Genomic DNA, 25,033 nt, shown 5'->3' with positions numbered 1-25,033 from the left:
CCCGAAGTGCCTCGTCGTGTGCGGCGGGGCTCTCGGGCCACCCCGGTCAGTCGCGCCGGCCTGACCGCTGGTCTCGGTCTTCTCTGGCGGACGACGAGTCGGCGAGGAGCTGCGTGAGCGTGTCCTTGAGCGCCTCAAGCTCGGTCACGTCCCAGCCGAGTTCTGCGATCACCCGCACTGGGACCTGCTCCGCGTCGCGCCGCAGCGCCCGGCCCGCATCCGTGAGACGAATCTCGACCGCGCGTTCATCCGCGGGCCGGCGGTGCCTCGTGACGAGCCCAGACGCCTCGAGTCGCTTCACGAGCGGGCTCAGCGTTGCAGGCTCCAGGTGCAGCGCTCGCGCCAGCTGGCCGAGTGTCTGGCCATCGTGCTCCCACAGGCCGAGCATCACGAGGTACTGCGGATGTGTGAGTCCGAGGGGTTCGAGGATGGGGCGGTACAGCGAGATGACGCTCCTGCTGGCGGCGGCGAGGGCGAAGCAGAGCTGCTTGTCGAGCGCGAGGAGGTCCACAGATGCAGACTAACCGAGCAAGCGACTCACGCGAATAGTTAGTACACTAACGAAATGCCCATCGACAGACTTCCGAACCCGTACAAGGGTCAGCCCGGCTGGTGGAACCGCCTCAATCAGGCGCTCTTCCCGTTCATGGGACCAGCCCAGCTGGGAACTGGGGGAGTCGCGCGAACCGACCCCGTGCGGACACCACCCGTCTGCCGGGACTGCGGGCACCCATATGCTGACCACGACGTGCGCCGCGGAACTCGGAGCAACCAGCCGAGCAGCATCATCTGCCCGACTGAGTAGAGACTCCGTGGCAAGGCACGCCACCGCGACACGCGGCCCTGCGGCTCACGCGGTCACCACGAGGACGAGCACCGCGACGGCGAGCATCCCGAGGCAGTTCAGCCAGAAGGCGCGACCAAGGAACCTGGCTCGCACGTGCGCCGCGGCAGCGCAGACGAAGTAGGCGATCACGCCGACGTTCGCGGCGAATGCGACGCCCGGAAGCCAGAGTCCCGCAATGAGCCCAAGCGCCGCGGTTGCCTTGATGACGATGAGCGTCCACCACCAATCTCGCGGAAAACGTACGCCATCGAGGCAGTCGCGAATGAACTTCGGCGGCGTGATCGACATCGCCGCATCTCCGGCGAGCAGCCCGGCGAGAAGTACCGTGGGCCACCAGGGGTCGGGCAAGAACGTCATGCCGCTTTGTTGCACGCGCAGATCGCCGCGAATGCGCCTCTGAGGTCCGTCGAGAGCGCCGCAGCGTCAGATGTGCGGCGCGCTGAGGCGGTGAAAAGCAAGCCGACGTAGGCGAAGTACAGCGCGCCGGCCTGCGCTGAGGCGTCTTCAGGTCGCGTGCACCCATGCTCGGTGATCACCACCCGGAACTCGCTGGTCAGCCTGGCGGCGAGGTCAGAGAAGAGGCTCGACTCGTGGTCTCCGGAGACCAGGATCGATGCGTAGGTGCGCGCCAGGTCGTCGCGACGAGTGAAGAGAGCGACAAATGGGGCGGCCAGGGTCGCAAGGCGGTCGGGGCAGGCCCCTGCGTCACTGCCGTCACGAGACCCGGAGGGGTCGTGGTCGGGCCCAGCAGGTGGGGAGACCCTGCCTTCATGCTCGCGCAGGATGTGGCGATCGAAGACCTTCACCAGCAGAGCCCGTTTGTCACCGACGGACATCACCGTACCGACGCTCACGCCGGCCGAGTCGGCGATTGCCCGCACACTCGTGGCCGCATAGCCCCGCTGCTCGAAGAGGCGACCGGCGACGTCGATGACCCGCGACTGTGTTCGCTGCTTTGTCTCGGCACGAGTGGGTTGCACGAGTCGACGCTAGCACTGAACTCGTTCAGTGAACAGGTTCAGGCAAAGTTGGAGCAGGGGACAGACAAGGTGACCAGCAAGAAGTGCTCTGCCAATCCGGGGTTTCTCGCTCTCGACTGGAGGTTAGAACTAAATTTCGATCTTTGCTGAAATATCCTGGTAAAAACCTGGTTTGAGGTGTGTTCCAGTGGTAGGCTGGTGGTGATCTTGGGGGAGGTCATCGTGGCATCGGAGTCATTCAGGGGTTCGTCTCGTGAGACGGCGGTTGTGGATGCGCTTCTTGAGGGCCGGACCGATCTGTTGAGGGTTCTTGATGGTGAGCTCGTGGTCGTGTTGTCGGAGTTGGCGGCGCGTCGGCGGGTGCTGGACGCGGCGCTGGTGGAGGTCGCGGCGGAGGCGTTGCGGCGGGAGGACGAGTGTCCGCGGGACGAGACGCTCGCGCGGAAGGCGGGGTTCCGGAATCTGCCGGCGCTGTTGGAGCAGGTGCTGGGCGTGAAGCCCTTCGAGGCGCATACGCTGGTGAAGGTCGCCGCGGGGACTCGGGAGCGGATGGGGATGACCGGTGGGCCGATCCCGGCGAAGTACCCGGAAGTGTCGAAGGCCGTGTCAGCTGGACTCATGTCGCTTGCGCAGGCGGCGGCGGTCACGAAGGGCCTCGATCACACGCGTAACCGTGTCGATGTGGAGGACGTGGCGCGGGCGGAGGCGGAGTTGGTGGCGTCGGCGTGTGGGTTGAACCCGGAGGACGAGCAGCCGGCCACGCCGAAAGTGCTGGAGGTGCAGGCCGCGTTGTGGGTGTCGTATTTGGATCCGGACGGGGACGAGCCTCGGGCCGACAAGATCGCGGCGGAGCGTGGGTTGTGGTGGTCGCGGCGCTCGGACGGCGCGATCACGGGGAAGTTCGTCGCGACCCCGGAGCAGGGCGACCAGCTGATCTCGGTGCTGGACGCGCACCTCTCACCCCGCCGCGCCGTCGAGTTCCCCGCCGCCGCGGCGGGGTGTGGGGAGCCGGTCGCACCAGCACTCGGCGCGAACAGTGACTCGGGCTTCTGGGGCGACGGCGACACGAACGGCCGCGATGGCAGCACCGAGAGTGATCTCCCGCTCGAGGACACTCGTACGACCCCGCAGCGGCGCATCGACGCGCTCACCGCGGTGCTCGCCAGTTACGCCGAGTCGCCCAACGCGCCCCGCATCGGCGGGGAAGCGCCCACGCTCGTGATCGTGACCACCGACGCCGGAATCGCCGGCACCGCGACCCGGCCTGAAGACGTGCCGCATCTTGAGCACACCGGGGAGCCCGTGCCCGCGTCGTTCGCGGCGAAGCTCCTGTGCGACGGGTTCGTGCGCGTCGCCCGCCAAGCCCCGAACGGGGAGATCCTCGACCTCGGCCGGCGCCGCCGCCTCTTCACCACCGCCCAACGCCGAGCGATCTTCACCCGAGACAAGCACTGCCGCGCCCCCGGATGCAGGGCCCCCGTCCGCTGGTGCGAAACCCACCACACGCAGCCCTGGAGCGAAGGCGGACCCACCGACGTGCACCACGGCATCCTGCTGTGCTCGTTCCACCACCACGAAGTCCACCGCGGACGCCTAAACGTGACCCACGGACCAGACAGCCGATGGCACGTGAGCGCCACACCCCCGCACTACGTCCGACGCCGAACCCCACGACGACGAACCACCACGGGCAGGGGCACCCCCGCGCCACGACCCGACCAGAACCGCCGACGATGACCAGAACCGAGCGTCAGACCGCCGTGCGACGTCCCCGCACTTCAGCGTGCCTCGTGCGTGCGTCGTGCGTGCCTCACGCCGAGGCACGCACGCCTCGCGCACGCCTCACACGGGCGGGAGGGACTCCAGCATGTGCTCCCACGCCCGGTGGACATCAGCTCCCACGAGGCCCAGCTGCGTCAGCACTGCCACGCAGCGCGACCCCTCGTCGTAGAGCTCGAGCGTGGAGGTGCTCCCCAGAGGCCCAGACGACGTCACGACCAGGCACGAACGGAGCGCGGCAAGGTCCAGCTCGACGATCCCCTCACCGAGCGACACAACGATCAGACTGCCTACGCGCTCCACGACATGCACCCGCCCGGCGCTCAGTTGCATCACCGAGCTCGACGGCACCCCGACGCACACGGACATGCCCACAGAAGCCAGATGCTCGAACACGGCCGAGACCACCGCGCAGTCCACGCCGCGGCTGCTCCCAACAGACCCGACGCCCCACCGGTCGTCCTTCGCGCGCCGGGATAGATCCTGGCCCCGATCCCCATCCCGCAGAGCCGCATACCGTTCGAGGCAGGTCTCGCCCAGCACAGCATCGAGCTGGGCCAGCAAGTCACCCCCACGCCAGCCAGCCGCATCCACCCAAGACCACTCCGGCAGCGACGTGTCCAAGGCGGCCAAGACGCCGGCGCGGCTCGACGCAACGGGCACCTCCTCGGCCGGCGACTCCGCGAACACCACCGCTGCCGCGTCGGGCCGAGTCACGCCCGGGACCCGTGAACGCCCGAATGCTGCAAGCCGCTCCGCGTCGTCCTGCGAGTGGACCAGCACCCGGTGCGCGAGGCGACCGTCGACCGAGTAGACGTACAGGCTCGGCATCATCCCCGATGCCGCCTCCCCGTGCGCAACGACCGCCGCGCCGAGCAACGATGGGCGAACGCGCAGGGTGATCCACGCCGAGGGCGGCATCAGCGCGCCCCCGCACTCACTTGGGAGGTCGTAATTGCCGATCTGGTGGATCGTGCAGGCGTCGTTCCTGGTCGTGGCCGTCGCCGTCCCGAGCTCGATCAGCCCGGCAGCCAAGGCCCCCGGCGAGAGCGTCACCTTCCGCAGCATCGTGCGTGAGGACGACAGCAGCCGGTCGAGCGTGCTCGCCGCGTGCACACCCGCCTGACCGGCCCGCCTCTCAGACCCACGACCCACCCCGGCCTCGGCCGGGCCGCGGTGACGGCGACTGGCGCACGAGCAGTCCTCGCCCGCACCGCATCCACCCCCGCGACCCCCGACGTCGTCCGGCAACATGGGTCAGTACACGTCCCTGACGTACCGCTTCTGGCGCTTGAGCGCCCCCACATACTCGGCCGCCCCCTCCGCCGTCACGCCCCGTTCGCGCGCCACGACGGCATGCAGAGCGTCGTCCACGTCACGAGCCATGCGAGACGCGTCACCACAGACGTAGAATTGACCGCCCTCCTCGAGCCAGGCGTAGAGCTCCGCGCTGTGCTCAAGCATCCGCGTCTGCACATAGATCTTCTCCGCCTGGTCGCGCGAGAACGCCAGGTCGAGGCGGTCGAGAACTCCCCGGTCGCTGAGCCCCGCGAGCTCTTCCTCGTAAATGAAGTCGTGGTCGCGGTGCTGGTCTCCGAAGAGCAACCAGTTGCGTCCAGCGGCGCCCCGCGCCTCCCGTTCCTGCAGGAACCCGCGGAACGGTGCGATGCCCGTTCCGGGCCCAACCATGATCATCGGCGCGTCGTCGTCCTCGGGAACGCGGAACGCCGCGTTTGGCTGCAGGAACAGGTGCACCGGGTCGGCCTCACCCACCCGGTCGGCGAGGAACGTCGAGCAGACCCCGCCGTACCGGCGCGCCTCGTCGCCGTAGCGAACCGAGGCCACGGTGAGGTGGATGCGGTCAGGGCTCGCAAGCGGGCTCGACGAGATCGAGTACGCGCGGTGCTGCAGTGGGCGCAGCAACGCCGCGAACTCGTCCGCACCGAAAGAGACGCCCTGCGCGGTACGGAGCACGTCGAGCGTGTCACGGCCCCACAGCCAGCTGTCGAGCTGTGCCTTGTCGCCCCGCTGGACGAGCTCGGCGACCGCGCCGCTGGGTTCGCGCGCCGAGAGCTCCGCGAGCAGATCCTTCGAGGGGGCGGTGATGTCGAGCTCACGCTCGAAGGCGGTGCGCAGCGTCGAGCCTCCCTCGAGCACCTCGTCGCCCGAGAATCCGAGATGCGCGAGCATCTCGTCGACCAATGGGCCCTCGTTGACCGGCACCACCGCGAGTGCATCACCCGCGGCGTAGGTGATGCCGCTGTCGCCGAGATCGAACTCGTAGTGGCGAATCTCTTTGGAGCTGCGTGTGCCCGACAGGACACGGTTGACGGCGAGCCGCGACGGGTATGGCGTCTTCTTGTTCCAGGGCGAACGGACCCGCGCGGGGGTCGCAGCGACGGCGGGCGCGGGCGCTGCGGTGTTCGGCTGCAGTGCTGCGAAGTGCTCGACAACCTCCGCGATCCAGGCGGCCGCCGAGTCCTCGTAGTCGACGTCGCAGTCGACGCGCGGCACGACGCGGGTCGCCCCGAGCTGCTCGAGGCGCGTGTCGATGAGCTTGCCGGCCTGGCAGTAGTCGTCGTAGCTGCTGTCGCCGAGCGCCAGCACCGCGAACTTCGCAGCCTCAAGTCGCGGAGCACCCTCCGACGAGAGCTCCTCCCAGAACAGCTCGGCGTTGTCCGGCATCTCACCCTCGCCGTAGGTCGAGGTGACGATGACGATGTTGCGTTCGCCGCCCAGCGCCTCTGGCGAGACGGAGTCAAGCGGAGCAACCGTCGCCGCGAGCCCTGCGCCACGAGCCGCGGCTGCGAGATCCTCTGCGACGAACTCGCTGTTGCCGGTCTGCGTGCCGATAAGGATCTCCAGCGTGAGCGTCGCCGCCTGCACCTCCTTGTCGGCGGTGGGGATCGCGGCCAGCCCAGCCATGAACCCGGCAAGCCAGGCCTGCTGCTCTCGGGTGAAGGGCGCGTCGACCGGGATGAACGGCGCGCTCACGAGCGTCCGCCTGCGGTCGCGGCGAGCCCAGGAACAAGTGCGGCGGGATGCTGGCGTTTCTCCGTGACGACGAGTTCGCGAGCGATGTCGACCATCGCGGCGGTGGCGAGGATCTCGTCGGCTCCAACGGATTCGAGGAGGCGGCGGTTCTTCGCGTTCTGGTACATGATCCACCCCGTGGTTCCCGGCGCGTCAATGCTGCGCACGTTGCGCAGCCTGAGCGCGTCCTTATAGTCCTCGAGTCGCTTCGCGGCGATGAGTGCCGCCAGCTGGGCGTCCTCGAAGCGTTCGAGTTCCCCGCGCAGGTACTTGTTCACCCGCTGCATGACGAAGAAGTCCTCGGTGAGGATGAGCTTGCGGACGGCGTCGACCACCCTGGCGTCCTCCGCTCCCGCCGCATCTGGAACCCTCGTCAGTGCGATGTCCTGCGCGATGTTGAGCACGGCGTAGGAGGCGAGCAGCGCGAACCGGTCGTCGCGATCGGCCTCCGAACCGCCCGGTGTCCGCCCGCCAATGACCGGGTGGCCGCCTCGGTAGGCCTCCTTGAAGAGGCGGATGCGGTGGGTCGCGATCGACGTGGAGAGCTCGTCGAGCAGCTCCTTGCGCCCCTTGGCTGCGAGGATCTCGTCAGCGTCCTGGTAGAGGAGCAGCGCCCGCGGCATGCCGCAGAAGAACTTGCTGCGCTCCGCCTCCCAGTCGCTGAGGATGCGCGCCGCGAGTGGCGACCCGGTCGCTTCGAGGTGCCACTCGAGCAGCAGCTTCACCGCCGCCTCGTGGAACTCGCCGTGGCTCGAGTCGGTGATCGGGAAGACGAGCAGCGAGTCGGCGCTCACGTTGTCGCGCGTGGTGCCGTCGGCGTCGTACTGGTAGACGAAGCCGCCGCTCATGCCGTTGCCGAGCCCCTTGCCGGCGCTGCCGAGGTTGAGCACCGCCCCGTTGGTCATGTACTCGCAGCCAAAGTCGCCAATGCCCTCGACGACCGCAGTGGCACCCGAGTTGCGGACCGCGAACCGGTCGCCGGCCTCGCCCTGCACGAACGTGCGCCCGCCCGTCGCGCCGAAGAGTGCGAAGTTGCCGATGAGCACGTTCTCGCCTGCCTCGGCTCCGCCGCCGCCGGGGGAGAGGACGACGATGGTGCCGCCGCCCTGGCTCTTGCCGACACCGTCGTTCGCGGTGCCCGTGTGCACGAGGCGCATGCCGTCGTTGCTGAACGCACCGTACGACTGGCCCGCGGATCCGTGTGTGGTCACGGTGACGGTGCCGTCGACCAGGGCTCGGCGTCCGCGCTCGTCCTCGACCACAGCGGGCAGGCCTGCGATGGTCTCGGCGTCGAGTTCGTAGTTCAGCATGCGCTCGAGGTCGATCGCCAGCTGTCCGCCGACGGACTTAAAGCGGTTGCCCATCTCGACGCCGTCGATGCGAATCTCCGGCTCGGCGCGCTCCACGAGCGCGGCGCGGATCTGCTCGATGAGGGAGTCGTCGATGCTGAAGTCCTTTTCAAGGGAGATGGGGTCGTGGACGACCTTCTCCGGCACCTTGGCGAGCATGTCGCGCACGTCGAGGTCCCCGACGCTGGCGGGGTGAGCGAGAAGCTGCAGCAGGTCTCCGCGTCCGCGGGCCTCGCCGAGCGACCGCAGCCCGAGCGAGGCGAGGATCTCGCGCACCTCGTGCGAGATGTTGAGCAGGTACTGCGCGAGCGCACGCGGGTCTCCGTCGAACACTTCCGGGTTCGTCGTGAGCCCCGCCGGGCACTTGATGTTGCAGTTCTTCGCCATGACGCAGCCGAGCATCATGAGCGCCGTTGTCCCGAACTCGAAGCTGTCGCCGCCGAGGAGCGCCGACGTGACCACGTCGCTCGCCATTTGGTGCGCGCCGGAGCAGCGAAGTACAACTTTCTGACGGAGTCCGTTGGCGAGGAGGGCCTGGTGCACCTCGGCTACGCCGATCTCGGCGGAGCGACCCGCGTACTTCAGGCTCGTCACGGCGGCAGCGCCGGTGCCGCCCGTGTTGCCGGCGACGTTGATGACATCCGCTCCGGCCTTGGCGACCCCGACGGCGATCGTGCCAATGCCTTCTGAGGAGACGAGCTTCACGACGACCCGGACTCGGGCCGCCTTGCAGTCGTGGATCAGCTGGGCGAGGTCCTCGATCGAGTAGGTGTCGTGGTGCGGTGGCGGCGAGACGAGCTCGACACCCGGCGTGCCTCCTCGGGCGGCCGCGATGTCGACCGTGACCTTGGGAGCGGGCAGCTGCCCGCCTTCGCCGGGCTTGGCGCCCTGTCCGATCTTGATCTCGAGCTCCTGCAGCATCGGGTCGGCGAGGTAGCCAGCCCAGATGCCGAATCGTCCGGATGCGAACTGCTTGATGCGCGAACCGCGAATCGTGTTGTAGCGGGTGATGTGCTCGCCGCCCTCACCGCAGTTCGACATGCCGCCAACCATGTTGGTGCCGTGAGCCACGGATTCGTGGGCGGTCGCCACGAGCGCACCGTGGCTCATGGCGCCGGATGCGAGGGTGCGGGCGATCTGGTGGGCCGGCTGCACGTCGTCGAGTGGGATGCTGTCCGGAGCGGTGCGGAGAATGTGGAGGATGCTCGCGGCGCCTGGTACCACGCGGACTTCGAGGTGTCCGTCGGTGGCCGTCGTCGCCGCGATCGCCTCCGCGTCGAGCGCGGTGAGCACCTGGGCGAGCGCGTCGTAGCGCGACGCGTCCTCGCGGAGCGGGCCCGTGAGCGTCAGCAGGTAGCGCTCGTTGTCGAGGCGCTCGATCTCGAGCCCTCGAACGCGGATGTCGCTGTTGCCCTCGAGCGAGAACCTGCTCAGCTCGCGTGCGAACTCGGACGTGGTCGACGCGAGCCTGACGTCCGCCGGCAGCGAGAGCACGTCGCGCAGCGCGGACGGTCGCCTGGTGCGCTCTTGAATTGTGTTGGAGACGAAGTCGCGGTAGCCGGGCGTGATCTCGAACGCATCGATCTGCTCGGGGCTGAGCGCCCCGTATCCGCTGTACGTGTACGCCTTGTCGTCGAGACCGAAGGCGTCGTCGAGCTGGCCGAGCGTGAGGAGGCGGAGCGAGTCGTGACCGGGGTGCGGCTCGGACACCGACGCGCCGACCTCGGCTGGGGCGTCTGCGGTCAACGGGGCGCTCTGCGTCTCGAGGACCCGTGGCTCCTCCGTCATGTCGATGAAGCCGCGCACGGCCGTCGTTCCGAACGAGTGCCCTGCGCCTTCCTGTCGTTCCTTGAAGAGACCGAGTAGGGGGATCTGCTTCTCATCGGCGACGGCGACGGCTCGCTCGTGCCACTCGGCGACGGCGAGTGCGATGCGCTCGAACCGAACGCCGCCGACCGGCGCGGCGAGATGCGGGAAGTAGTCGGCGAGGACGGGATCCTTCGTGTCGAGGTAGTTCGGCTCGAAGAACTCACCGCCGATATAGCTCTCGACCGTGCAGAGGCCAACGCGCCCCATGGTCTTCATGAGCGACTTCTCGGCCGCCTTGGCGAAGCGGGCGACCGCGAGGTCCGTCTCGGTGATCGTGTCGACCGACGCGGCGCCGCTCGGGTATCGCTCTTCGGCCCGCAGGCGCACGCACAGCGGGTAGACGGCGGCCGCGCCGAAGCCCAGCGCCGACGCGATGTGATGCGATGACGGCAGCTGGCCGCTCTCGGCGATGAGCGAGACCCGCAGGCGGAGCCCCTCGCGGATCAGACGCTGATTGACGGCCGCAATGACCAGGATGAGCGGGATGGCGGCCGCGTCGCGCGACACGTTGCGGTCGGTCAGGACCGCGATGCCGCCATCGGCGCGGGCGAACTCCGCCACCCTGTCGCAGACGCGTTCGACGGCGTCGTGGAGGGACACCGCGTTGGCTGCGGCGTCGCCGTGCACGGGTTCGTAGAGGATTTCGAAGCGCTCGAGGGGCGCAAGTCGCTGTTCTCGGAGCGCCACCATGTGTAGGTGACTGAGGATCGGCGATGGGACGACGATCTGCCGTGTGCGGTTTCCGCCATCCGGCTTCGCGCCGAGCGCGACGCGCAGCGTCATGCCGTCGGCCTCGCGGATGCTGTCGAGGGGCGGGTTGGTCACCTGCGCGAACCGCTGCGAGAAGTACTTCGCGAGGCCGCCCTCCTGATCGGAGAGCGCATTGATGGCGTTCCCGTACCCCATGGCCGAGATGCGCTCGGTACCGTTGGCGAGCATCGGGTCCATCATGAACTTGAAGCTCTCCTGGTTGAGCGAGTACGCGACGTACCGGCCGGCAGGCGAGAGGTCGCCCTCGTATCCCAGCGTGTTGCTGCCTCGGCGCATCTCCGGCAGCTCGATGTCCTCGATGTTGACGCGCGCGGTCTCGAGGTCGGCGCTGTAGTCGCGACGCTTGGCGAGCTGCTCGAGCGCCTCTCGCGTGCGGAAACTGCGCCCCACTCGGTGATCGAAGTAGAGCATCCCGCCCGCTTCGATGCGTCCGCGCCGAACGATCGTGCTCGGGGGGAACTGGATCTGACCCGCCTCGGAGCTCACGACCAGGTAGTCGTCGGTCTCGACGCTCCGCAGGGGGCGCAGGCCGAGCCGGTCCAGCCGAGCGCCGATGATGTCCCCGTTGCTGAAGACCAGTGCGGCCGGCCCGTCGTTCTTCTCTTCGTAGAGGGAGAAGAACTCGAGCATGTCCTTGACCTCAGGGGTCAGCGTGCGGTCGTTCTCCCACGCGGGCGGCATGGTCGACACGACCGCCTCGACGAGCTCGAGCCCGTCGTCGAACACGCGGCTCTGGAGGGTCTGGTCGAACCGGCTGCTGTCGGACTGGCCGGGCGGATGCACGAGCACTCGTCCGCGCGCCGTCGCGAGGGCGTTCTCGGACAGGCGGTTTTTGCGGTCGGTGTTGAGCTCGCCGTTGTGCGCGAGCATGCGGAACGGCTGCGCCATGCTCGGGTGTGGTTCGGTGTTCGTCGAGAAGCGCGTGTGGAAGAAGAGCGTGCGCACGGATTGGCGTTCGTCGAGGAGGTCGGTGAAGTAGGGGATGACTTCGTTCGAGTTGAGGCGCCCCTTCAGCGTCTGCGTCCGCGCGCTCAGCGAGAGCGGGTAGAGGCCCTGCAGGGAGGGGTCGGCGTACGCCACGCCTTCGATCTCGAGAAGGGCGCTGTTGGCGGCGGCGTCCATCTCGACCCGGTTCCAGCCTTCAGCTGCCTCGAAGACCCACTGCACGATTGGTAGTTGGTACTGCTGCGCCGCTGGACGGGCGACCGCCGGGTCGACGGGAACATCGCGCACCAGCACGGGCTCGATGCCGTTCGAGCGCAGGGTGCTCGAGATGAGATGGTGCGCACGGTCGATCTGCGCCTGGTCGCTCGGCATGAAGAAGTTGCCGACGCCGAACAGCCCTACCTCGAGGTCACGGCCGACGAGCGCGCTGAAGAACTCGACTGACAGGTCGACGTTGATGCCGGCACCGTCGCCAACGCCCTCGGCCGACATCCCTCCGCGGTGGGGGATGGCGCACAGGGCCTCGTTGCCGAGCCGGATCACGTCGTGGTGCTGCACTCCGTCTTTGCGCGTGATGAAGCCGACGCCGCAATCGCTCTTCTCGAGCTCGGGACGGTACAGACCGGTGATTTTTTGCGACACGAAATTGCCTCCAGGGGACAGCGGCGAGGGGGAAAGGCGACGCGAACACTGCAACATTGAAGGTTTCGTCTGCGGGAGTCGGCACTTGGTGCGGTGCGAGGTTCCCAGCGGCAAAGCGGTATACGTACGGTAAGGGTTGCCTAAAGCTGATGCAAGGCCACGCGCCGTGATCGCCGCCGATCGCTGACCTACCACCTGGTGGGGACGAGAGTACGATCCGGTACGCGCGTCTGCGCCAGTAACACGAAGCAACGAGGCACCATGAGCACCATCTTCATCACCGGAACATCGACAGGGCTCGGCCGCGCCGCCGTCGAGCTCTTCTCCGCGAAGGGCTGGCGAGTGATCGCCACCATGCGAACGCCCTTGCGGGAGACCGCGCTCGGCGAGCTCCCCGGCGTCACGCTCAAGCAGCTCGACGTCACCGACGCAGACGCCATCGTGCGCGTCGTCGCCGAGACCCTTGCAGAGGGGCCGGTCGACGTGCTCTTCAACAACGCTGGCTACGGACTCGCGGGCCCGTTCGAGGCGGCGACCGACGAGCAGATCGTGCAGAACGTCACGACCAACCTTCTGGGCGTCATGCGCGTCACCAAGGAGTTCATCCCGCATTTCCGAGAGCGTGGGTCAGGCATGATCCTGACGACCACGTCGATCGGCGGCAAGGTCACCATGCCGTTTAACTCCGTGTACCACGGCGCGAAGTTCGGCGCAGAGGGATGGAGCGAAGGCCTGTCCTACGAGCTCGCGCCCTACGGCATCCGGGTCAAGACCATCGCACCTGGCGGCATCCGCACGGACTTCGGCGGCCGCAGCCTTGACCAGAGCGGACACCCCGCGTACACGGAAGCAGTGATCAAGGCCACGGGTCGCTTCCGCGATCCGTCGCGCGACTCGACCCGCTCATCGGCCGAGCAGGTTGCGCAGGCCGCCTACGACGCCATCACGGACGGCACCGACCAGATCACCTACGTCGTCGGCGAGGACGCACAGGAATACCTGGGTATGCGCGAGCAGCTCGGCCAGACCGGCTTCGTCGCCGCATCCACCAAGCTCTTCTTCGGCTGAGATGATGGACGCATGAGCGAAGTCAAGACATACATGCGAACCGCTTCAGCCGAGGCGGATGCGGGGGAGGACGCCCTCAGCGAGGTCACCGACAAGCTCGTGCGACGCCTGGTGGAGGCAGCTGCGGCGGACGGGGTCACGATCCCAGAGCGCGAGGTCCAGGTTGACGTCCTGGTCGACGACACGCTGAACCTCTGGGATGCGACGGCCACGTGGTCAGGTATCGGCGAGACCGCGCCGGATGCCGCCGACGAACCCGCGAGCAAAAACTAGGCCCGTTCTGACGGAAGAAGGCCCGACGCGCCAGTGCATTACTGGCACGCCGGGGCTTCGTGTCTGGTGCCGGCTGTGGGATTCGAACCCACACGCCCAGAGGACAGAGCATTTTGAGTGCACCGCGTCTACCATTCCGCCAAGCCGGCGCAACACCACGGACACAGTATCGTAAGCTCACTACGTGACTGAACAGGAAACCTCTCAAGCCCCGCGACGTGTCGTCGTCGCCGAAGACGAGTCGCTTATCCGGCTCGACATCGTCGAGATCCTCCGCGACAACGGCTTCGACGTGGTCGGTGAGGCCGGCGACGGTGAAACCGCAGTCGCTCTTGCCAAAGAGCTTCGCCCCGATCTCGTCATCATGGACGTCAAGATGCCCCAGCTCGACGGCATCTCGGCGGCCGAGCAGCTGTCGAAGGACAGCATTGCCCCGGTCGTCCTCCTCACCGCGTTCAGCCAGAAAGAGCTGGTCGAACGAGCCACCGAGGCTGGCGCCCTCGCGTATGTCGTGAAGCCGTTCACGCAGAACGATCTGCTCCCGGCCATCGAGATCGCTCTCGCACGCCACGCGCAACTGATCGCGCTCGAGGCCGAGATCTCCGACCTCAACGAGCGCTTCGAGACTCGCAAGCAGGTCGACCGCGCCAAGGGACTCCTCACGCAGAAGATGGGCCTGAGCGAGCCCGAGGCGTTCCGATGGATCCAGAAGGCCTCCATGGACCGTCGCCTCACCATGCAGGAGGTCGCCCAGGCGGTCATCCAGCAGCTCTCGGCGAAGAAGTAGCCGAGCACAAACCACCAGGAGCCCCCAGCGCGTCACCGCGTTGGGGGCTCCTTCGATGTCGGGCCGCTACGCCTTGGCGGTGCGGATCAGGTTCGTGATGCGGACCGTCGAGCAGCGCTTGCCTGCTTCGTCGCTGATGACGATCTCGTGGACGGTCATCGAACCGCCGAGGTGGATGGCCGTGCAGACGCCGGTGACCCAGCCGCTGACCGCGGAACCCGTGTGCGTCGCGTTGAGGTCGACGCCGACCGCGAAGCGCCCCGGCCCGGCATGCACGTTGGCCGCCATCGAGCCGAGCGACTCGCCGAGCACGCAGTACGCCCCTCCGTGCAGGAGGCCGATGGGCTGCGTGTTGCTTTCGACGGGCATGACGGCCACCGCGCGCTCCGGGCTCAGCTCGACGCACAGGATGCCCATGCGTTCGGCGAGCGCGCCGAACCCTCGACCGTAGGTCACCTCATGCTGGTCGGGGATGGCGAGCCCGTTGACCATCGTCGGCGGCATTGCATGGTGAGTCGTCACGCTTCCTCCTCGAAGAACGCCCCACAACACGCGCGCATCGGCGCAGTGTCTGGGGCGGCAAGTAGGCTGACCGTGTGTCAGCGCAAACTCAGCCTACCCTCATGGTCATCGACGGCCACTCGCTTGCCTTTAGGGCGTTCTTCGCCCTGCCGGTCGACAGCTTCGTGAACTCAGAAGGGCAACACACGAACGCCATCCACGGCTTCGTCTCGATGCTCCTCAACCTGCTGCAGAACGAGAATCCCAGCCACATCGCCGTGGCGTTCGACATCTCACGGAGCTCGTTCCGCACCCGCGAGTACCCGGAGTACAAGGCGGGCCGAGACGCGACTCCCGTCGAGTTCAAGGGTCAGGTGCCACTGCTTCGCGATGCCCTCCACGCGATGGGCATCCAGACCATCGTCAAAGAGGACTTCGAGGCCGACGACATCCTGGCGACGCTCGCACGGCAAGGGCGCGAGCAGGGTTTCAAAGTGCTCGTCGTCTCCGGCGACCGGGACTCCATCCAACTCGTGACCGACGACGTGACGCTGCTCTACCCGTCAACGCAGGGCGTCACGAAGCTCACTCGCTATGACCCGGCGAAGGTCCAGGAACGCTACAGCGTGCGCCCGGAGCAGTACCCGGACGTGGCCGCACTCGTGGGCGAGAAGAGCGACAACCTCCCCGGCGTCCCCAAGGTCGGCGAGAAGACCGCAGCGAAGTGGCTCGCCCAGTACGGATCGCTCCAGGGCATCCTCGACCACGCCGACGAGATCGGCGGCAAGGTGGGCGAGTCGTTCCGAGAGCACCGCGAGAACGCGGTGCGGAACCGCAAGCTCAACCGGCTGGTCGACGACGTCGAGCTCCCCGTCGCCCCCGAGCAGCTCACGAGGGGCGCGATTGACGCGGACGCAGTTCGGGAGATCTTCACGAAGCTGCAGTTCCGCACTCTCCAGGACCGCGTCCTCAAGCTCGCCGATGAAGCCGGCGATGACATCGCGCCCGCTGAGGTGGCCGCGGCGCCGGTGCGCCCCGAACTGCTCGACGAGGAACTCGAGCAGTGGCTCGAGAAGGCCGTCGCCGCGACTCCGGACGGGTTAGGCCTCACAGTGGTGCACAGCGCTGAAGGTGGTATCGCCGCCATCGGAGTGTCCACCGCGGCCGAGGCGACGGAGCTGCACTGGATCCCCGAGCGTGCCGACTACGCCCCGCTCGAGGCGTGGCTCGCGAGCGACGCCCCCAAGCTCATGTTCGACGCCAAGCCGCAGCTGAAGGCCCTCTCCGTCGCCGGCCTCACGGTCGAAGGTCAGATCAAAGACGGCCAGCTTGCCGCGTGGCTCTACCGGCCGCAGAACGCTCCGAAGCGCCTTGCAGAGCTCGTGCAGATGCGACTCGACGAGCAGCTTCCGGAGATCGACCCGAACCAGCTGCAGATCGGCGATGAGGCCTCGCTGGCCGCGAGCGACGCGTGGTTCACGCAGCGCGCCACAACGGCAGCCCTCGCCATGCTGGAACCGGGCACGCTCGACGTCTTCACGTCCATCGAGACCCCGCTGCTCGCGACGCTCGCAAGCATGGAGTTGCAGGGCGTCGCCATCGACCGCGCGTTCCTGCAAGGGCTGGCCGACGACCTCACCGAGCGCATCCGCACGTATGAGCAGGAGGCCTTCGACGCGATCGGCGGCACCGAGATCAACCTCGGCTCGCCGAAGCAGTTGCAGGTGGTGCTCTTCGAGACGCTCGAGATGCCAAAGACCCGCAAGACCAAGACCGGGTTCTCGACCGACGCCGAGTCGCTCGCCGACCTCGAGCGCAACAGCCCGCATCCCTTCCTCGGGGCGCTCCGCAAGCACCGCGACTCGGTCAAGCTGCGACAGATCATGGAATCGCTCCTCAAAGCCATCGACGAGGGCTCGCGCATCCACACGAGCTACCACCAGATCGGCTCCGCGACCGGCCGCCTGTCCTCGAACGACCCGAACCTGCAGAACATCCCCATCCGCTCAGACGAGGGACGCCGCATCCGCCGCGCCTTCGTGCACGGGCCGGAGTTCGAGTCGCTGCTCACCGCCGACTACTCCCAGATTGAGATGCGCATCATGGCGCACCTCTCGGGCGACGCAGCGCTCATCGAGGCGTTCAACGCGGGCGAGGACCTCCACCGCTTCGTGGGCTCCCGGGTGTTCGGGGTGGACCCCGCCGACGTCACGCCTGCCATGCGCTCCAAGGTGAAGGCGATGTCCTACGGACTCGCCTACGGCCTCTCGGCCTTTGGGCTCTCCAAGCAGTTGCAGATCGAGGTCGCCGAGGCCAAAAAGCTCATGATCGACTACTTCGAACGCTTCGGGCATGTCCGCGACTACCTGCGCAATGTCGTGCTGCAGGCGAAGGAAGACGGCTACACCGAGACGATCTTCGGACGCAGGCGCCCGTTCCCCGACCTCCACTCGACGAACCGCATCGCGCGCGAGAACGCCGAGCGCCAGGCGCTGAACTCGCCCATCCAGGGCTCGGCCGCTGACATCATCAAGCGAGCGATGAACTCCATCGAAGATCGCATCCGCGCCGAGCAACTCTCCTCTCGCATGCTGCTCCAGGTGCACGACGAACTCGTGTTCGAGATCGCCGAGGGCGAAGGCGAGGCGATGGAGACCCTGGTGCGCGAGGAGATGGCGGGCGCCGCCGACCTCACTGTGCCGCTCGAGGTGCAGATCGGCCGTGGCCCGAACTGGGACGAGGCCGGGCACTAACCCTGACCCACCGCTCGCCCCTCGACCACGCACGCCGCTCAGCGGAGTCACCGAGGGGCGAGCATAGGCTTGGGGGATGACGACTTCCGCGCTTCCCCCACAGCCCACCAGTCAGGCACGCCCGCAGACCGACATCGACAGGCTCGCGGAAGCCTGGGTCGCCACCGAGATCGAGGTGTCGCCCGAGCTCCGCGTCGAGCTGGGCGTCGACGGCGATAAGTCCGAGTACGGCGACTACTCTTCAGCGGCGGCCCCGCGCAAGCGCGCCGCCATCGTCGACGTGCTCGCGAAGCTCGACACGCTTGAGGAAGTCGACGAGATCGACCGCGTGACCGCACTCGAGCTTCGACGCAGCCTCGGTCTCGAGGTCGAGATGATCGACGCCGGGCTGCACCTCCGCGAGCTGTCGAACATCGCCTCCCCGGCGCAGGACATCCGAATGGTGTTCGATCTCATGCCGCGCGCGACGGTCGAGGACTTCCAGGACATCGCGAACCGCCTCGAGAAGCTGCCAGCCGCCATCGAGGGCTACACGGAACGGCTCGGCGCCGGCATCCTCGCGGGTGTCGTCCCCGCGAAGCGACAAGTACGCGAGGTCGCCGTGCAGACGGGTGAGTACGCCGCGGACGGCAACTTCTTCGAGCAGCTCGCTGAGGCGGACCCCGAAACCGGCGAGCTCCCCGCGCTTCTGCGCGCGCAGCTGCGCCAGGGGGCACAGCTCGCATCCGCCGCCTACGGCGCCTTCACAGCGTTCCTGGACGATGAGCTTCTCCCCGCGGCCTCCGAGACCGACGGCGTCGGGCGCGAGCACTACGCCCTCGCCTCGCGGGGGTTCCTCGGCGCCGCGGTCGACCTCGATGAGACCTACGAGTGGGGGCTCGCCGAGCTCGCGCGCATGAAGGCCGAACAGGAGGCGATCGCGAACGAGATCCTGCCAGGCGCCACGGTCGCCGAGGCGATCGCACATCTCGAGCTCGACCCGGCGAGGAAACTCCACGGAACTGCGGCCCTCAAGGCGTGGATGCAGGAGACCAGTGACCGCGCGGTCGCGGAGCTCGCCGAGAGCCACTTCGACATCCCCGAGCAAATGCGACGCCTGGAGTGCCTCATCGCGCCCACCGAAGAGGGTGGCATCTACTACACGGGCCCGTCTGAGGACTTCTCGCGACCCGGCCGCATGTGGTGGTCGGTCACGCCCGGCGTCACCGAGTTCGACACCTGGCGCGAGCTCACCACCGTCTACCACGAGGGCGTTCCCGGCCATCACCTGCAGATCGCTCGCGCGACCCTCAACCGAGACCAGCTCAACACGTGGCGACGCAACAACTGGACATCAGGCCACGGTGAGGGCTGGGCACTCTACGCTGAGCGGCTCATGGAGCAGCTCGGCTACCTCGACGAGCCCGCCGATCGTCTCGGCATGCTCGACGGCCAGCGGATGCGCGCCGCGCGCGTCGTCCTCGACATCGGCGTGCACCTCGGCAAGACCGTCCCTGAGGGCGGCAAGGTCTGGGACTACGAGTACGCACTCGACTTTATGCGGCAGCACGTGAACATGCCGGACGGCTTCGTGAAGTTCGAGGTGAACCGCTACTTCGGGTGGCCGGGGCAGGCTCCCGCCTACAAGATCGGCCAGCGCATCTGGGAAGAGCTCCGTGCGGACGCCGAGCGTCGCGGAGGCGCGGGCTTTGACCTGAAGGCGTGGCACTCACGGGCGCTCGACCTCGGCGGACTTGGGCTCGACACGCTACGCGAGGTGCTGAGCGCCGACTGAGTCGGCGCCTCACGCACCCCTGAGGAGAGGCAGATCTCAGGCGGCTTCGCCTAGGCTCGCGGCAGCGAGTGCATCGCCGCACTCGCTGCCGCGAACCTGAGGAGGCCGAGAGGTGCACCCGCAGAGTGGCGAGCTGGCCGGACCCGAGCAGGCCGCCGCCGCATCCGCTCATTCGCTCATCGACGCCGACGGCGGTCGGAGCGGGGGAGTGGACCTGGGCTCGGCCGTCGCCGGGCTGCGCAGCGTTGTGCGCGACTCCTGGCTCAGGTCGTTGCAGCTGCTCGGGAGCCCGGCAAACGCAAAGGCCCGCGACCTCGACCAGTTCGAGCCGCTCGCCGCCGCGCGAGAGCGGAGCCCGCTGCAGCACGTGCTGCCCGTGCTCGACCGCCTGCTCGTCGAGCCGGCGAGGGATACGGGTCTGATCGTCGCCATCACCAACGAGCACGGCCGTCTGCTCTGGGTTCGCGGCGACAGTGCGATGCTGCGGCGGGCCGAACACATGGACTTCGTGGCCGGAGCCGACTGGTCGGAATCCGCCGTCGGAACGAGCGCGCCAGGCACTGCGCTCGCCTCCGGGCGTGGCGTGCAGATCGCGGGAGCCGAGCACTTCGCCCCGTCAGTCCAGCTGCTCAGCTGCACGGCGGTGCCCATCCGCGACCCGCTCACCGGGCTCGCCGTCGGTGCCGTCGACCTGACGGGTGACGAGCGGGCCGTCGGACCGCACTCGCTCGCGCTCATGCGAGCGGCCGTTGCCGCGGCGGAGGCCGAGATGCGTCTCGCGGCGCTGTTCGCCGGCGCTCCGGCCCACCCCGTCGGCGCGCTGGCGCCCTCAGGTGGCCGACCAGACTCGACCGGCTCGGGCCACGTCAGCTCGCTCGGTGTGACGCGCGCCCGGCTCGTGGTTCCGGGGCAGCCCGTGCTCGAGCTCAGCGGCAGGCACGGCGAGATCCTGACGCTGCTCGCAGCCCGTCCGGCGGGCATCAGCGCGGGTGAGCTCGCACTCCTGATCTACGGCGAGACGGCGAAGGAGGTCACCCTTCGCGCGGAGCTCGCCAGACTCCGGCCCCTGCTCGCCGAGCGTCGGCTGCGGCTCGCCGCTCGCCCCTACCGGATCATCGAGGGGCTCACCAGCGACGCATCGCACGTGCTGCGCCTGCTCTCCACCGGCGACGTGCGCGCCGCCGTCGATGCCTACGCCGGCGTGCTCCTGCCGTCGTCGGATGCGCCGGGGGTGCGCGAGCTCCGCGTCGAGCTCTCCGCGACGCTCCGAGATCAGGTCCTCACCACGGCCGACACGCAGACACTCCTGGCCTACCTCGAGCTTCCGGAGGTCGCTGCGGACTCCGACGCCTTACGCACTGCGCTCACCGTCCTCCCGCCCCGCGCACCAGCGAGGTCGAGGCTCGTCGCCCGAATCGAGTCTCTCGAAGCGTGAAGCACCGCTCGCGCCGCCCCAAACGCACGCGCACGGTGCAACGTGAATGCAACGTCGAGCCTCATAGGCTCCAACTGAAGAGTTCACTCGCGCAGCGTGGTGACGCTGCGCACCTAGGACAAGGGAGTCCTCATGACCGTTTACGCGAAGCCAGGCACCGACGGCGCGCTCGTCTCGTTCAAGCCGCGCTACGAGCACTACATCGGCGGCCAGTGGGTGCCGCCCGTCAAGGGCGAGTACTTCGAGAACATCACGCCGGTCACCGGCCAGCCGTTCACCGAGGTCGCCCGAGGCACGGCCGAGGACATCGAGGCTGCACTGGACGCGGCGCACGCCGCTGCACCCGCGTGGGGCAAGACGAGCCCGGCGGAGCGCGCGGTCATCCTGAACAAGATCGCGGACCGCATTGAGGAGCACCTCGAGATGCTTGCCGTCGCCGAGACGTGGGACAACGGCAAGCCGATCCGGGAGTGCCTCGCGGCAGACCTTCCGCTCGCCGTCGACCACTTCCGCTACTTCGCAGGCGCCATCCGCGCCCAGGAGGGCACGCTGAGCCAGCTCGACGACAACACAACGTCCTACCACTTCCACGAGCCCCTCGGCGTCGTCGGCCAGATCATCCCGTGGAACTTCCCGATCCTCATGGCGGTCTGGAAGCTCGCGCCGGCCCTCGCTGCGGGCAACGCGATCGTGCTCAAGCCCGCCGAGCAGACACCGACGTCCATCCTCGTCCTCTTCGAACTCATCGGCGATCTACTGCCACCCGGGGTCGTGAACATCGTCAACGGCTTCGGCGCCGAGGCTGGGAAGCCCCTCGCCTCGAACTCCCGCATCCGCAAGATCGCGTTCACCGGCGAGACGACCACGGGGCGTCTCATCATGCAATACGCCTCGCAGAACATCATCCCGGTGACGCTCGAGCTCGGCGGCAAAAGCCCCAACATCTTCTTCGAAGACATTGCCCGGCGCGACGACGCCTACTACGACAAAGCACAGGAGGGCTTCACGCTCTTCGCGCTCAACCAGGGTGAAGTCTGCACATGCCCGTCGCGTGCGCTCATCCAGGACTCCATCTACGACCGGTTCCTCGAGGACGTCACGGAGCGCACGCGCAAGATCGTCCAGGGCAACCCGCTCGACACCGACACGCAGGTGGGTGCGCAGGCCTCGAACGACCAGCTCGAGAAGATCCTCAGCTACCTGGAGATCGGTCGCCAGGAAGGTGCCAAGGTCCGCATCGGCGGTGCAAGAGCCGAGCTCGACGGCGACCTCGCCGGCGGCTACTACGTGCAGCCGACGATCTTCGAGGGCCAGAACAGCATGCGGATCTTCCAGGAGGAGATCTTCGGCCCGGTGGTCGCCGTCACCAAGTTCTCCGACTACGACGACGCCATCTCGATCGCCAACGACACCCTCTACGGCCTCGGTGCCGGCGTCTGGTCGCGCATGGGCAACACCGCGTATCGCGCCGGCCGCGACATCCAGGCCGGTCGAGTCTGGGTCAACCAGTACCACGCCTATCCCGCGCACTCCGCATTCGGCGGCTACAAGTCCTCCGGTATCGGGCGCGAGAACCACCTGATGATGCTCGACCACTACCAGCAGACCAAGAACCTGCTCGTGAGCTACAGCGAGGACAAGCTCGGCTTCTTCTGATTCGCCAGATGAACGCCGGTTGGCCCGCGAGGATCAGTCCTTGCGGGTCAACCACGCCACGACAACATCTCCGAGGAGCGTGCGCTGGTGGTCCTGGCGTGCCGCGTCCTGGAGCTGGACGTCGAAGAGGTAGCCGAACGTGTACTGGTTGGCCAGAAGGAAGACGCAGTACGAACTGATGAGCAAGTGCACGTCGAGCGCCTCGACGTCCGACCGGAAGACCCCCTCTGCACGGCCCCGTTCGAGCAGGCCGTCCAGCAGCGTGAGCGCAGGGGTGCCGAGTTCGCGCAATGAGTCGAGTTGGCGGATGAACCGGCCCCGGTGGATGTTCTCGATCGCCACGAGCCGGATGAAGTCCGCGTGCTCCCGGTGGTGGTCGTAGGTGATGCTCGCGAGTCTCCGCACCGCCTCGATCGGCGCGAGGCCGTCGACCTGCAGCTTCTGCTCCGCGACCCGGATGCCGCGGTACGCCTCCTCGAGCACCGCGAGGTAGAGCTGTTCCTTGCTCCCGAAGTAGTAGTAGATCATCCGCTTCGTCGTGCTGCTGCGCTTCGCGATCTCGTCAACGCTCGTGCCGGAGTATCCCGTCTCCGCAAACGCCGATGTCGCCTCGGCGAGCAGCTCGGCCCGGGTTCGCTCAGCGTCGCGCTGCTTCACCCTGTTCTCGGTCATTCGAATATCTTCCCGCGTGGTGCAGCTGGGCTGCAAGCCGGACGGGGGTGCTCGCCGCCCCGTAGCCGTCGTAGTCTCCACGGCGTTCGACGATCTCGAAGAACAGCCCGTCGATCGTTGGGGTGTAGAAGTGGATGAACTCGCCGTGCTCGTCACGGTCGTACAGGAGGTCGAGGCCGCGGAGCTCGGCGAGGACCTCGTCGCCAAGACCGAATCTGGCTTGGAGGTCGTCGTAGTAGTTGTCCGGCACCGGAAGGAACGGCAGGCCGCGGTCGCGGGCGGCCCTGGCCGCCGAGACCGCGTCGTCCACCCGGACGGCGAGGTGGCGGGGCTGGAGCGGTGCCGTGGGTGGCGCCAGGTTCATGGCGAGGCGCACCACGCCGTCGGGGGTGCGCATGACCTGGCTGCGCACGAGCCCGCGCGGTCCGGGCAGCTCCGAGACGGTCTCAGCATCCAGGGCGAGCACGCTGCGGAAGAAAAGGACCGCCTCGTCGAACTCCTGCCATGGGTAGGCGATGTTGAGGTGGTCGATCACGCCGTGCAGCGCGGCGGCTTTGATTTGGGCGGTTGCGCCACCCTGGAACTCGGGTAGCCAGGACTCGGCGGCCGCGCGCGAGTTCCACGCGACCTCGGTCCCATCCGGCGCCTCGACGCCGCGCAGTTCGTACTCGCCCGCGTAACTGCGCCGGAAGACCGGCGGCGCGCCGAGCGCCGACGCCCTGCCAGCAGCCCCTGCCGCATCCGCCACCTCAACGCCGAGTCCCGAGAGCCGGGCATCCGCCGTTCGGCGTTGCTCGTTGAGAATCACCCGCGCCTCGCCCGCTTCCCAGAGGCGAACCGGCTTCGTCCGATGCCGGCCGCCGAAGCTGAACCCCAGCTGCTGCAGCGTGGCCTCCACGGAGGAGAGATCCTCACCCGCGATCTCCACGAAGTCGATGGCTCGTGGTCGCTGAGGGGCCGCGAGCTGCGCGTCTTTCCACCCGTTGAGCGCGGCGGCGCGATCGTAGAGCCAGCGCAGCGACCTGAGTGCGTGGGCCGCCGTGCGCGTCGCGTCGGTCTGCCGGAACGTGTCGTTGAAGACCTCGAGAGAGAGCGGACCGCGGTAGCCGGCGCGAAGCACGTGGGAGAGGAACCGGGCGAGGTCGAAGTCGCCCTCACCCGGGAAGAGCCGGTGGTGTCTGCTCCACGACAGCACGTCCAGCTCCATGTTGGGGGCGTCCGCGAGTTGCAGGAAGAAGAGCTTGTCGGCGTTGATGAGCTCGATGCCAGCAGGGTCGTGCCCGCGCGAGAGCACGTGGAAGCTGTCGAGGCAGACGCCCAGGTTTGGGCGATCGGCCAGCTGGACGAGCTCCCATGCGTCGCGGTAATCGCTCACGAAGCGCCCCCAGGCGAGCGCCTCGTAGGCGATGTCGATGCCGTACTCGGCGGCGACGTCTGCCAGCCTCCCGAGCTGCCCGGCCGTCCTCGCGCGGTCGGAGACGGTCGCCGTCCCGACGTTGCTGCACAGGAGCACCATGGATGCGCCGACCCGGCGCATGACGTCGAACTTTGCTCTCGCACGGCGCAGGTTGTCTTCGAGGACGGCGTCGTCGACGCCCTCGAAGTCGCGCATGGGCTGGAAGAGGTCGATCGTGAGGCCGAGGCGGTCGCAGAGCGCGCGGATCTCCTCGGGGGATTCGTAGGCGGCGGTGAGGTCGGCATCCATGATCTCGACGCCGTCAAAGCCTGCTTCGGCGCAGGCGTGCAACTTCTCGACCAGTGTGCCGGCGAGGCAGACCGTGGCAATGGAGGTACGCATACCGCAATGTACCAAAGGGTTAATTAAGTTGCCAGAGTCCCGCCTGAAGGGTTGACATCAACCCGGCGGCCCCTGAGTATGTACTCACCGTTTAGTACATA

The 25,033-nt window shown here is 67.8% G+C and carries 18 protein-coding genes and 1 tRNA gene; 9 read left to right on the top strand and 10 right to left on the bottom strand.

All coding sequences use genetic code 11. The annotated features are described in order from the left end of the window. Positions 1 to 46: 46 nt before the first annotated feature. A complete protein-coding gene (locus tag ACPYN9_RS03140) occupies positions 47 to 511 on the bottom strand; it encodes a MarR family winged helix-turn-helix transcriptional regulator (RefSeq protein ID WP_424463833.1) in 465 nt (154 codons plus the stop codon). 54 nt (positions 512 to 565) lie between these two features. Here ACPYN9_RS03140 and ACPYN9_RS03135 point away from each other — a divergent pair, with 54 nt between their 5' ends. Then, the gene (locus tag ACPYN9_RS03135) at positions 566 to 805 is read left to right on the top strand and encodes a hypothetical protein (protein ID WP_424463831.1); all 240 of its coding nucleotides are present in this window, start codon (positions 566 to 568) and stop codon (positions 803 to 805) included. Between the two features lie 45 nt (positions 806 to 850). Here ACPYN9_RS03135 and ACPYN9_RS03130 read toward each other — a convergent pair whose 3' ends face one another. Then, positions 851 to 1,204, bottom strand: coding sequence for a DoxX family protein (locus ACPYN9_RS03130; protein WP_424463829.1), 354 nt, complete (start codon positions 1,202 to 1,204; stop codon positions 851 to 853). Next, positions 1,201 to 1,827 carry a TetR/AcrR family transcriptional regulator gene (locus ACPYN9_RS03125; protein WP_424463827.1) on the bottom strand — a complete coding sequence of 209 codons (627 nt, stop codon included), beginning with the start codon at positions 1,825 to 1,827 and terminating at the stop codon, positions 1,201 to 1,203. The genes ACPYN9_RS03130 and ACPYN9_RS03125 overlap by 4 nt, the downstream gene beginning before the upstream one ends. Before the next feature lie 222 nt (positions 1,828 to 2,049). Here ACPYN9_RS03125 and ACPYN9_RS03120 point away from each other — a divergent pair, with 222 nt between their 5' ends. Then, entirely contained in the window at positions 2,050 to 3,564 is a 1,515-nt protein-coding gene (locus ACPYN9_RS03120) for a DUF222 domain-containing protein (RefSeq protein ID WP_424463825.1), read from the top strand. Between the two features lie 105 nt (positions 3,565 to 3,669). On the opposite strand, the gene ACPYN9_RS03115 is transcribed toward ACPYN9_RS03120, so the two are convergent. The 3 genes from ACPYN9_RS03115 to ACPYN9_RS03105 all read right to left on the bottom strand — a co-directional run bounded on the left by ACPYN9_RS03115 (position 3,670) and on the right by ACPYN9_RS03105 (position 12,215). Continuing rightward, positions 3,670 to 4,662: a hypothetical protein gene (locus ACPYN9_RS03115; protein ID WP_424463824.1), complete on the bottom strand. Its 993-nt coding sequence runs from the start codon at positions 4,660 to 4,662 to the stop codon at positions 3,670 to 3,672. Between the two features lie 201 nt (positions 4,663 to 4,863). Then, positions 4,864 to 6,600, bottom strand: a complete 1,737-nt coding sequence (locus ACPYN9_RS03110) for a diflavin oxidoreductase (RefSeq protein WP_424463823.1) — start codon at positions 6,598 to 6,600, stop codon at positions 4,864 to 4,866. Beyond that, the gene (locus ACPYN9_RS03105; RefSeq protein ID WP_424463821.1) at positions 6,597 to 12,215 is read right to left on the bottom strand and encodes a glutamate synthase-related protein; all 5,619 of its coding nucleotides are present in this window, start codon (positions 12,213 to 12,215) and stop codon (positions 6,597 to 6,599) included. Before ACPYN9_RS03105 ends, ACPYN9_RS03110 begins: the two co-directional genes overlap by 4 nt. A gap of 261 nt (positions 12,216 to 12,476) precedes the next feature. Between ACPYN9_RS03105 and ACPYN9_RS03100 the strand changes: the two genes are divergently transcribed. Both ACPYN9_RS03100 and ACPYN9_RS03095 read left to right on the top strand, forming a co-directional pair. After that, positions 12,477 to 13,283 (top strand): SDR family oxidoreductase, encoded by an 807-nt coding sequence (locus ACPYN9_RS03100; protein WP_424463819.1) that lies wholly within the window; start codon positions 12,477 to 12,479, stop codon positions 13,281 to 13,283. 12 nt (positions 13,284 to 13,295) lie between these two features. Then, positions 13,296 to 13,556 carry a hypothetical protein gene (locus ACPYN9_RS03095; RefSeq protein ID WP_424463818.1) on the top strand — a complete coding sequence of 87 codons (261 nt, stop codon included), beginning with the start codon at positions 13,296 to 13,298 and terminating at the stop codon, positions 13,554 to 13,556. A 64-nt stretch (positions 13,557 to 13,620) separates the two neighbouring features. On the opposite strand, the gene ACPYN9_RS03090 is transcribed toward ACPYN9_RS03095, so the two are convergent. Continuing rightward, a tRNA-Leu gene (locus ACPYN9_RS03090) sits at positions 13,621 to 13,705 on the bottom strand. 35 nt (positions 13,706 to 13,740) lie between these two features. On the opposite strand from ACPYN9_RS03090, the gene ACPYN9_RS03085 reads away from it, so the two are divergent. Next, positions 13,741 to 14,343: an ANTAR domain-containing response regulator gene (locus tag ACPYN9_RS03085; protein ID WP_104241240.1), complete on the top strand. Its 603-nt coding sequence runs from the start codon at positions 13,741 to 13,743 to the stop codon at positions 14,341 to 14,343. 66 nt (positions 14,344 to 14,409) lie between these two features. Here ACPYN9_RS03085 and ACPYN9_RS03080 read toward each other — a convergent pair whose 3' ends face one another. Then, the gene (locus ACPYN9_RS03080; protein WP_424464120.1) at positions 14,410 to 14,835 is read right to left on the bottom strand and encodes a PaaI family thioesterase; all 426 of its coding nucleotides are present in this window, start codon (positions 14,833 to 14,835) and stop codon (positions 14,410 to 14,412) included. 131 nt (positions 14,836 to 14,966) lie between these two features. Here ACPYN9_RS03080 and polA point away from each other — a divergent pair, with 131 nt between their 5' ends. The 4 genes from polA (at position 14,967) to exaC (ending at position 22,462) form a co-directional block, all read left to right on the top strand. After that, entirely contained in the window at positions 14,967 to 17,597 is a 2,631-nt protein-coding gene (gene polA / locus ACPYN9_RS03075) for a DNA polymerase I (protein WP_424464118.1), read from the top strand. Positions 17,598 to 17,673: 76 nt separating this feature from the next. Continuing rightward, complete coding sequence (locus ACPYN9_RS03070) at positions 17,674 to 19,371, top strand: DUF885 domain-containing protein (protein ID WP_424463815.1); 1,698 nt, start codon at positions 17,674 to 17,676, stop codon at positions 19,369 to 19,371. A gap of 112 nt (positions 19,372 to 19,483) precedes the next feature. Further along, positions 19,484 to 20,806, top strand: coding sequence for a transcriptional regulator (locus ACPYN9_RS03065; RefSeq protein WP_424463813.1), 1,323 nt, complete (start codon positions 19,484 to 19,486; stop codon positions 20,804 to 20,806). Positions 20,807 to 20,938: 132 nt separating this feature from the next. Beyond that, the gene (gene exaC, locus ACPYN9_RS03060; RefSeq protein WP_424463811.1) at positions 20,939 to 22,462 is read left to right on the top strand and encodes an acetaldehyde dehydrogenase ExaC; all 1,524 of its coding nucleotides are present in this window, start codon (positions 20,939 to 20,941) and stop codon (positions 22,460 to 22,462) included. Positions 22,463 to 22,495: 33 nt separating this feature from the next. Here the strand turns inward: exaC and ACPYN9_RS03055 are convergent, their stop codons facing one another. Next, on the bottom strand, positions 22,496 to 23,134 hold the full coding sequence (locus tag ACPYN9_RS03055) for a TetR family transcriptional regulator (RefSeq protein WP_424463809.1): 639 nt from the start codon (positions 23,132 to 23,134) through the stop codon (positions 22,496 to 22,498). Beyond that, positions 23,100 to 24,932 carry a bifunctional sugar phosphate isomerase/epimerase/4-hydroxyphenylpyruvate dioxygenase family protein gene (locus tag ACPYN9_RS03050; RefSeq protein WP_424463808.1) on the bottom strand — a complete coding sequence of 611 codons (1,833 nt, stop codon included), beginning with the start codon at positions 24,930 to 24,932 and terminating at the stop codon, positions 23,100 to 23,102. The genes ACPYN9_RS03055 and ACPYN9_RS03050 overlap by 35 nt, the downstream gene beginning before the upstream one ends. Between the last annotated feature and the right edge of the window lie 101 nt (positions 24,933 to 25,033).

The sequence above is a fragment of the Pseudoclavibacter helvolus genome, from assembly GCF_049707175.1.
GTDB classification, from domain to species: domain Bacteria; phylum Actinomycetota; class Actinomycetes; order Actinomycetales; family Microbacteriaceae; genus Pseudoclavibacter; species Pseudoclavibacter helvolus_A.
This window is presented reverse-complemented; position numbering and strand designations above follow the sequence as displayed.

Excerpts from the sequence above, each read along its gene's own strand:
- ACPYN9_RS03135 (WP_424463831.1), top strand. The coding sequence starts at position 566 with ATGCCCATCGACAGACTTCCGAACCCGTACAAGGGTCAGCCCGGCTGG.
- ACPYN9_RS03130 (WP_424463829.1), bottom strand. The coding sequence starts at position 1,204 with ATGACGTTCTTGCCCGACCCCTGGTGGCCCACGGTACTTCTCGCCGGG.
- ACPYN9_RS03100 (WP_424463819.1), top strand. The coding sequence starts at position 12,477 with ATGAGCACCATCTTCATCACCGGAACATCGACAGGGCTCGGCCGCGCC.
- ACPYN9_RS03095 (WP_424463818.1), top strand. The coding sequence starts at position 13,296 with ATGAGCGAAGTCAAGACATACATGCGAACCGCTTCAGCCGAGGCGGAT.
- ACPYN9_RS03080 (WP_424464120.1), bottom strand. The coding sequence starts at position 14,835 with ATGGTCAACGGGCTCGCCATCCCCGACCAGCATGAGGTGACCTACGGT.
- polA (WP_424464118.1), top strand. The coding sequence starts at position 14,967 with ATGGTCATCGACGGCCACTCGCTTGCCTTTAGGGCGTTCTTCGCCCTG.
- ACPYN9_RS03070 (WP_424463815.1), top strand. The coding sequence starts at position 17,674 with ATGACGACTTCCGCGCTTCCCCCACAGCCCACCAGTCAGGCACGCCCG.
- exaC (WP_424463811.1), top strand. The coding sequence starts at position 20,939 with ATGACCGTTTACGCGAAGCCAGGCACCGACGGCGCGCTCGTCTCGTTC.
- ACPYN9_RS03055 (WP_424463809.1), bottom strand. The coding sequence starts at position 23,134 with ATGACCGAGAACAGGGTGAAGCAGCGCGACGCTGAGCGAACCCGGGCC.
- ACPYN9_RS03050 (WP_424463808.1), bottom strand. The coding sequence starts at position 24,932 with ATGCGTACCTCCATTGCCACGGTCTGCCTCGCCGGCACACTGGTCGAG.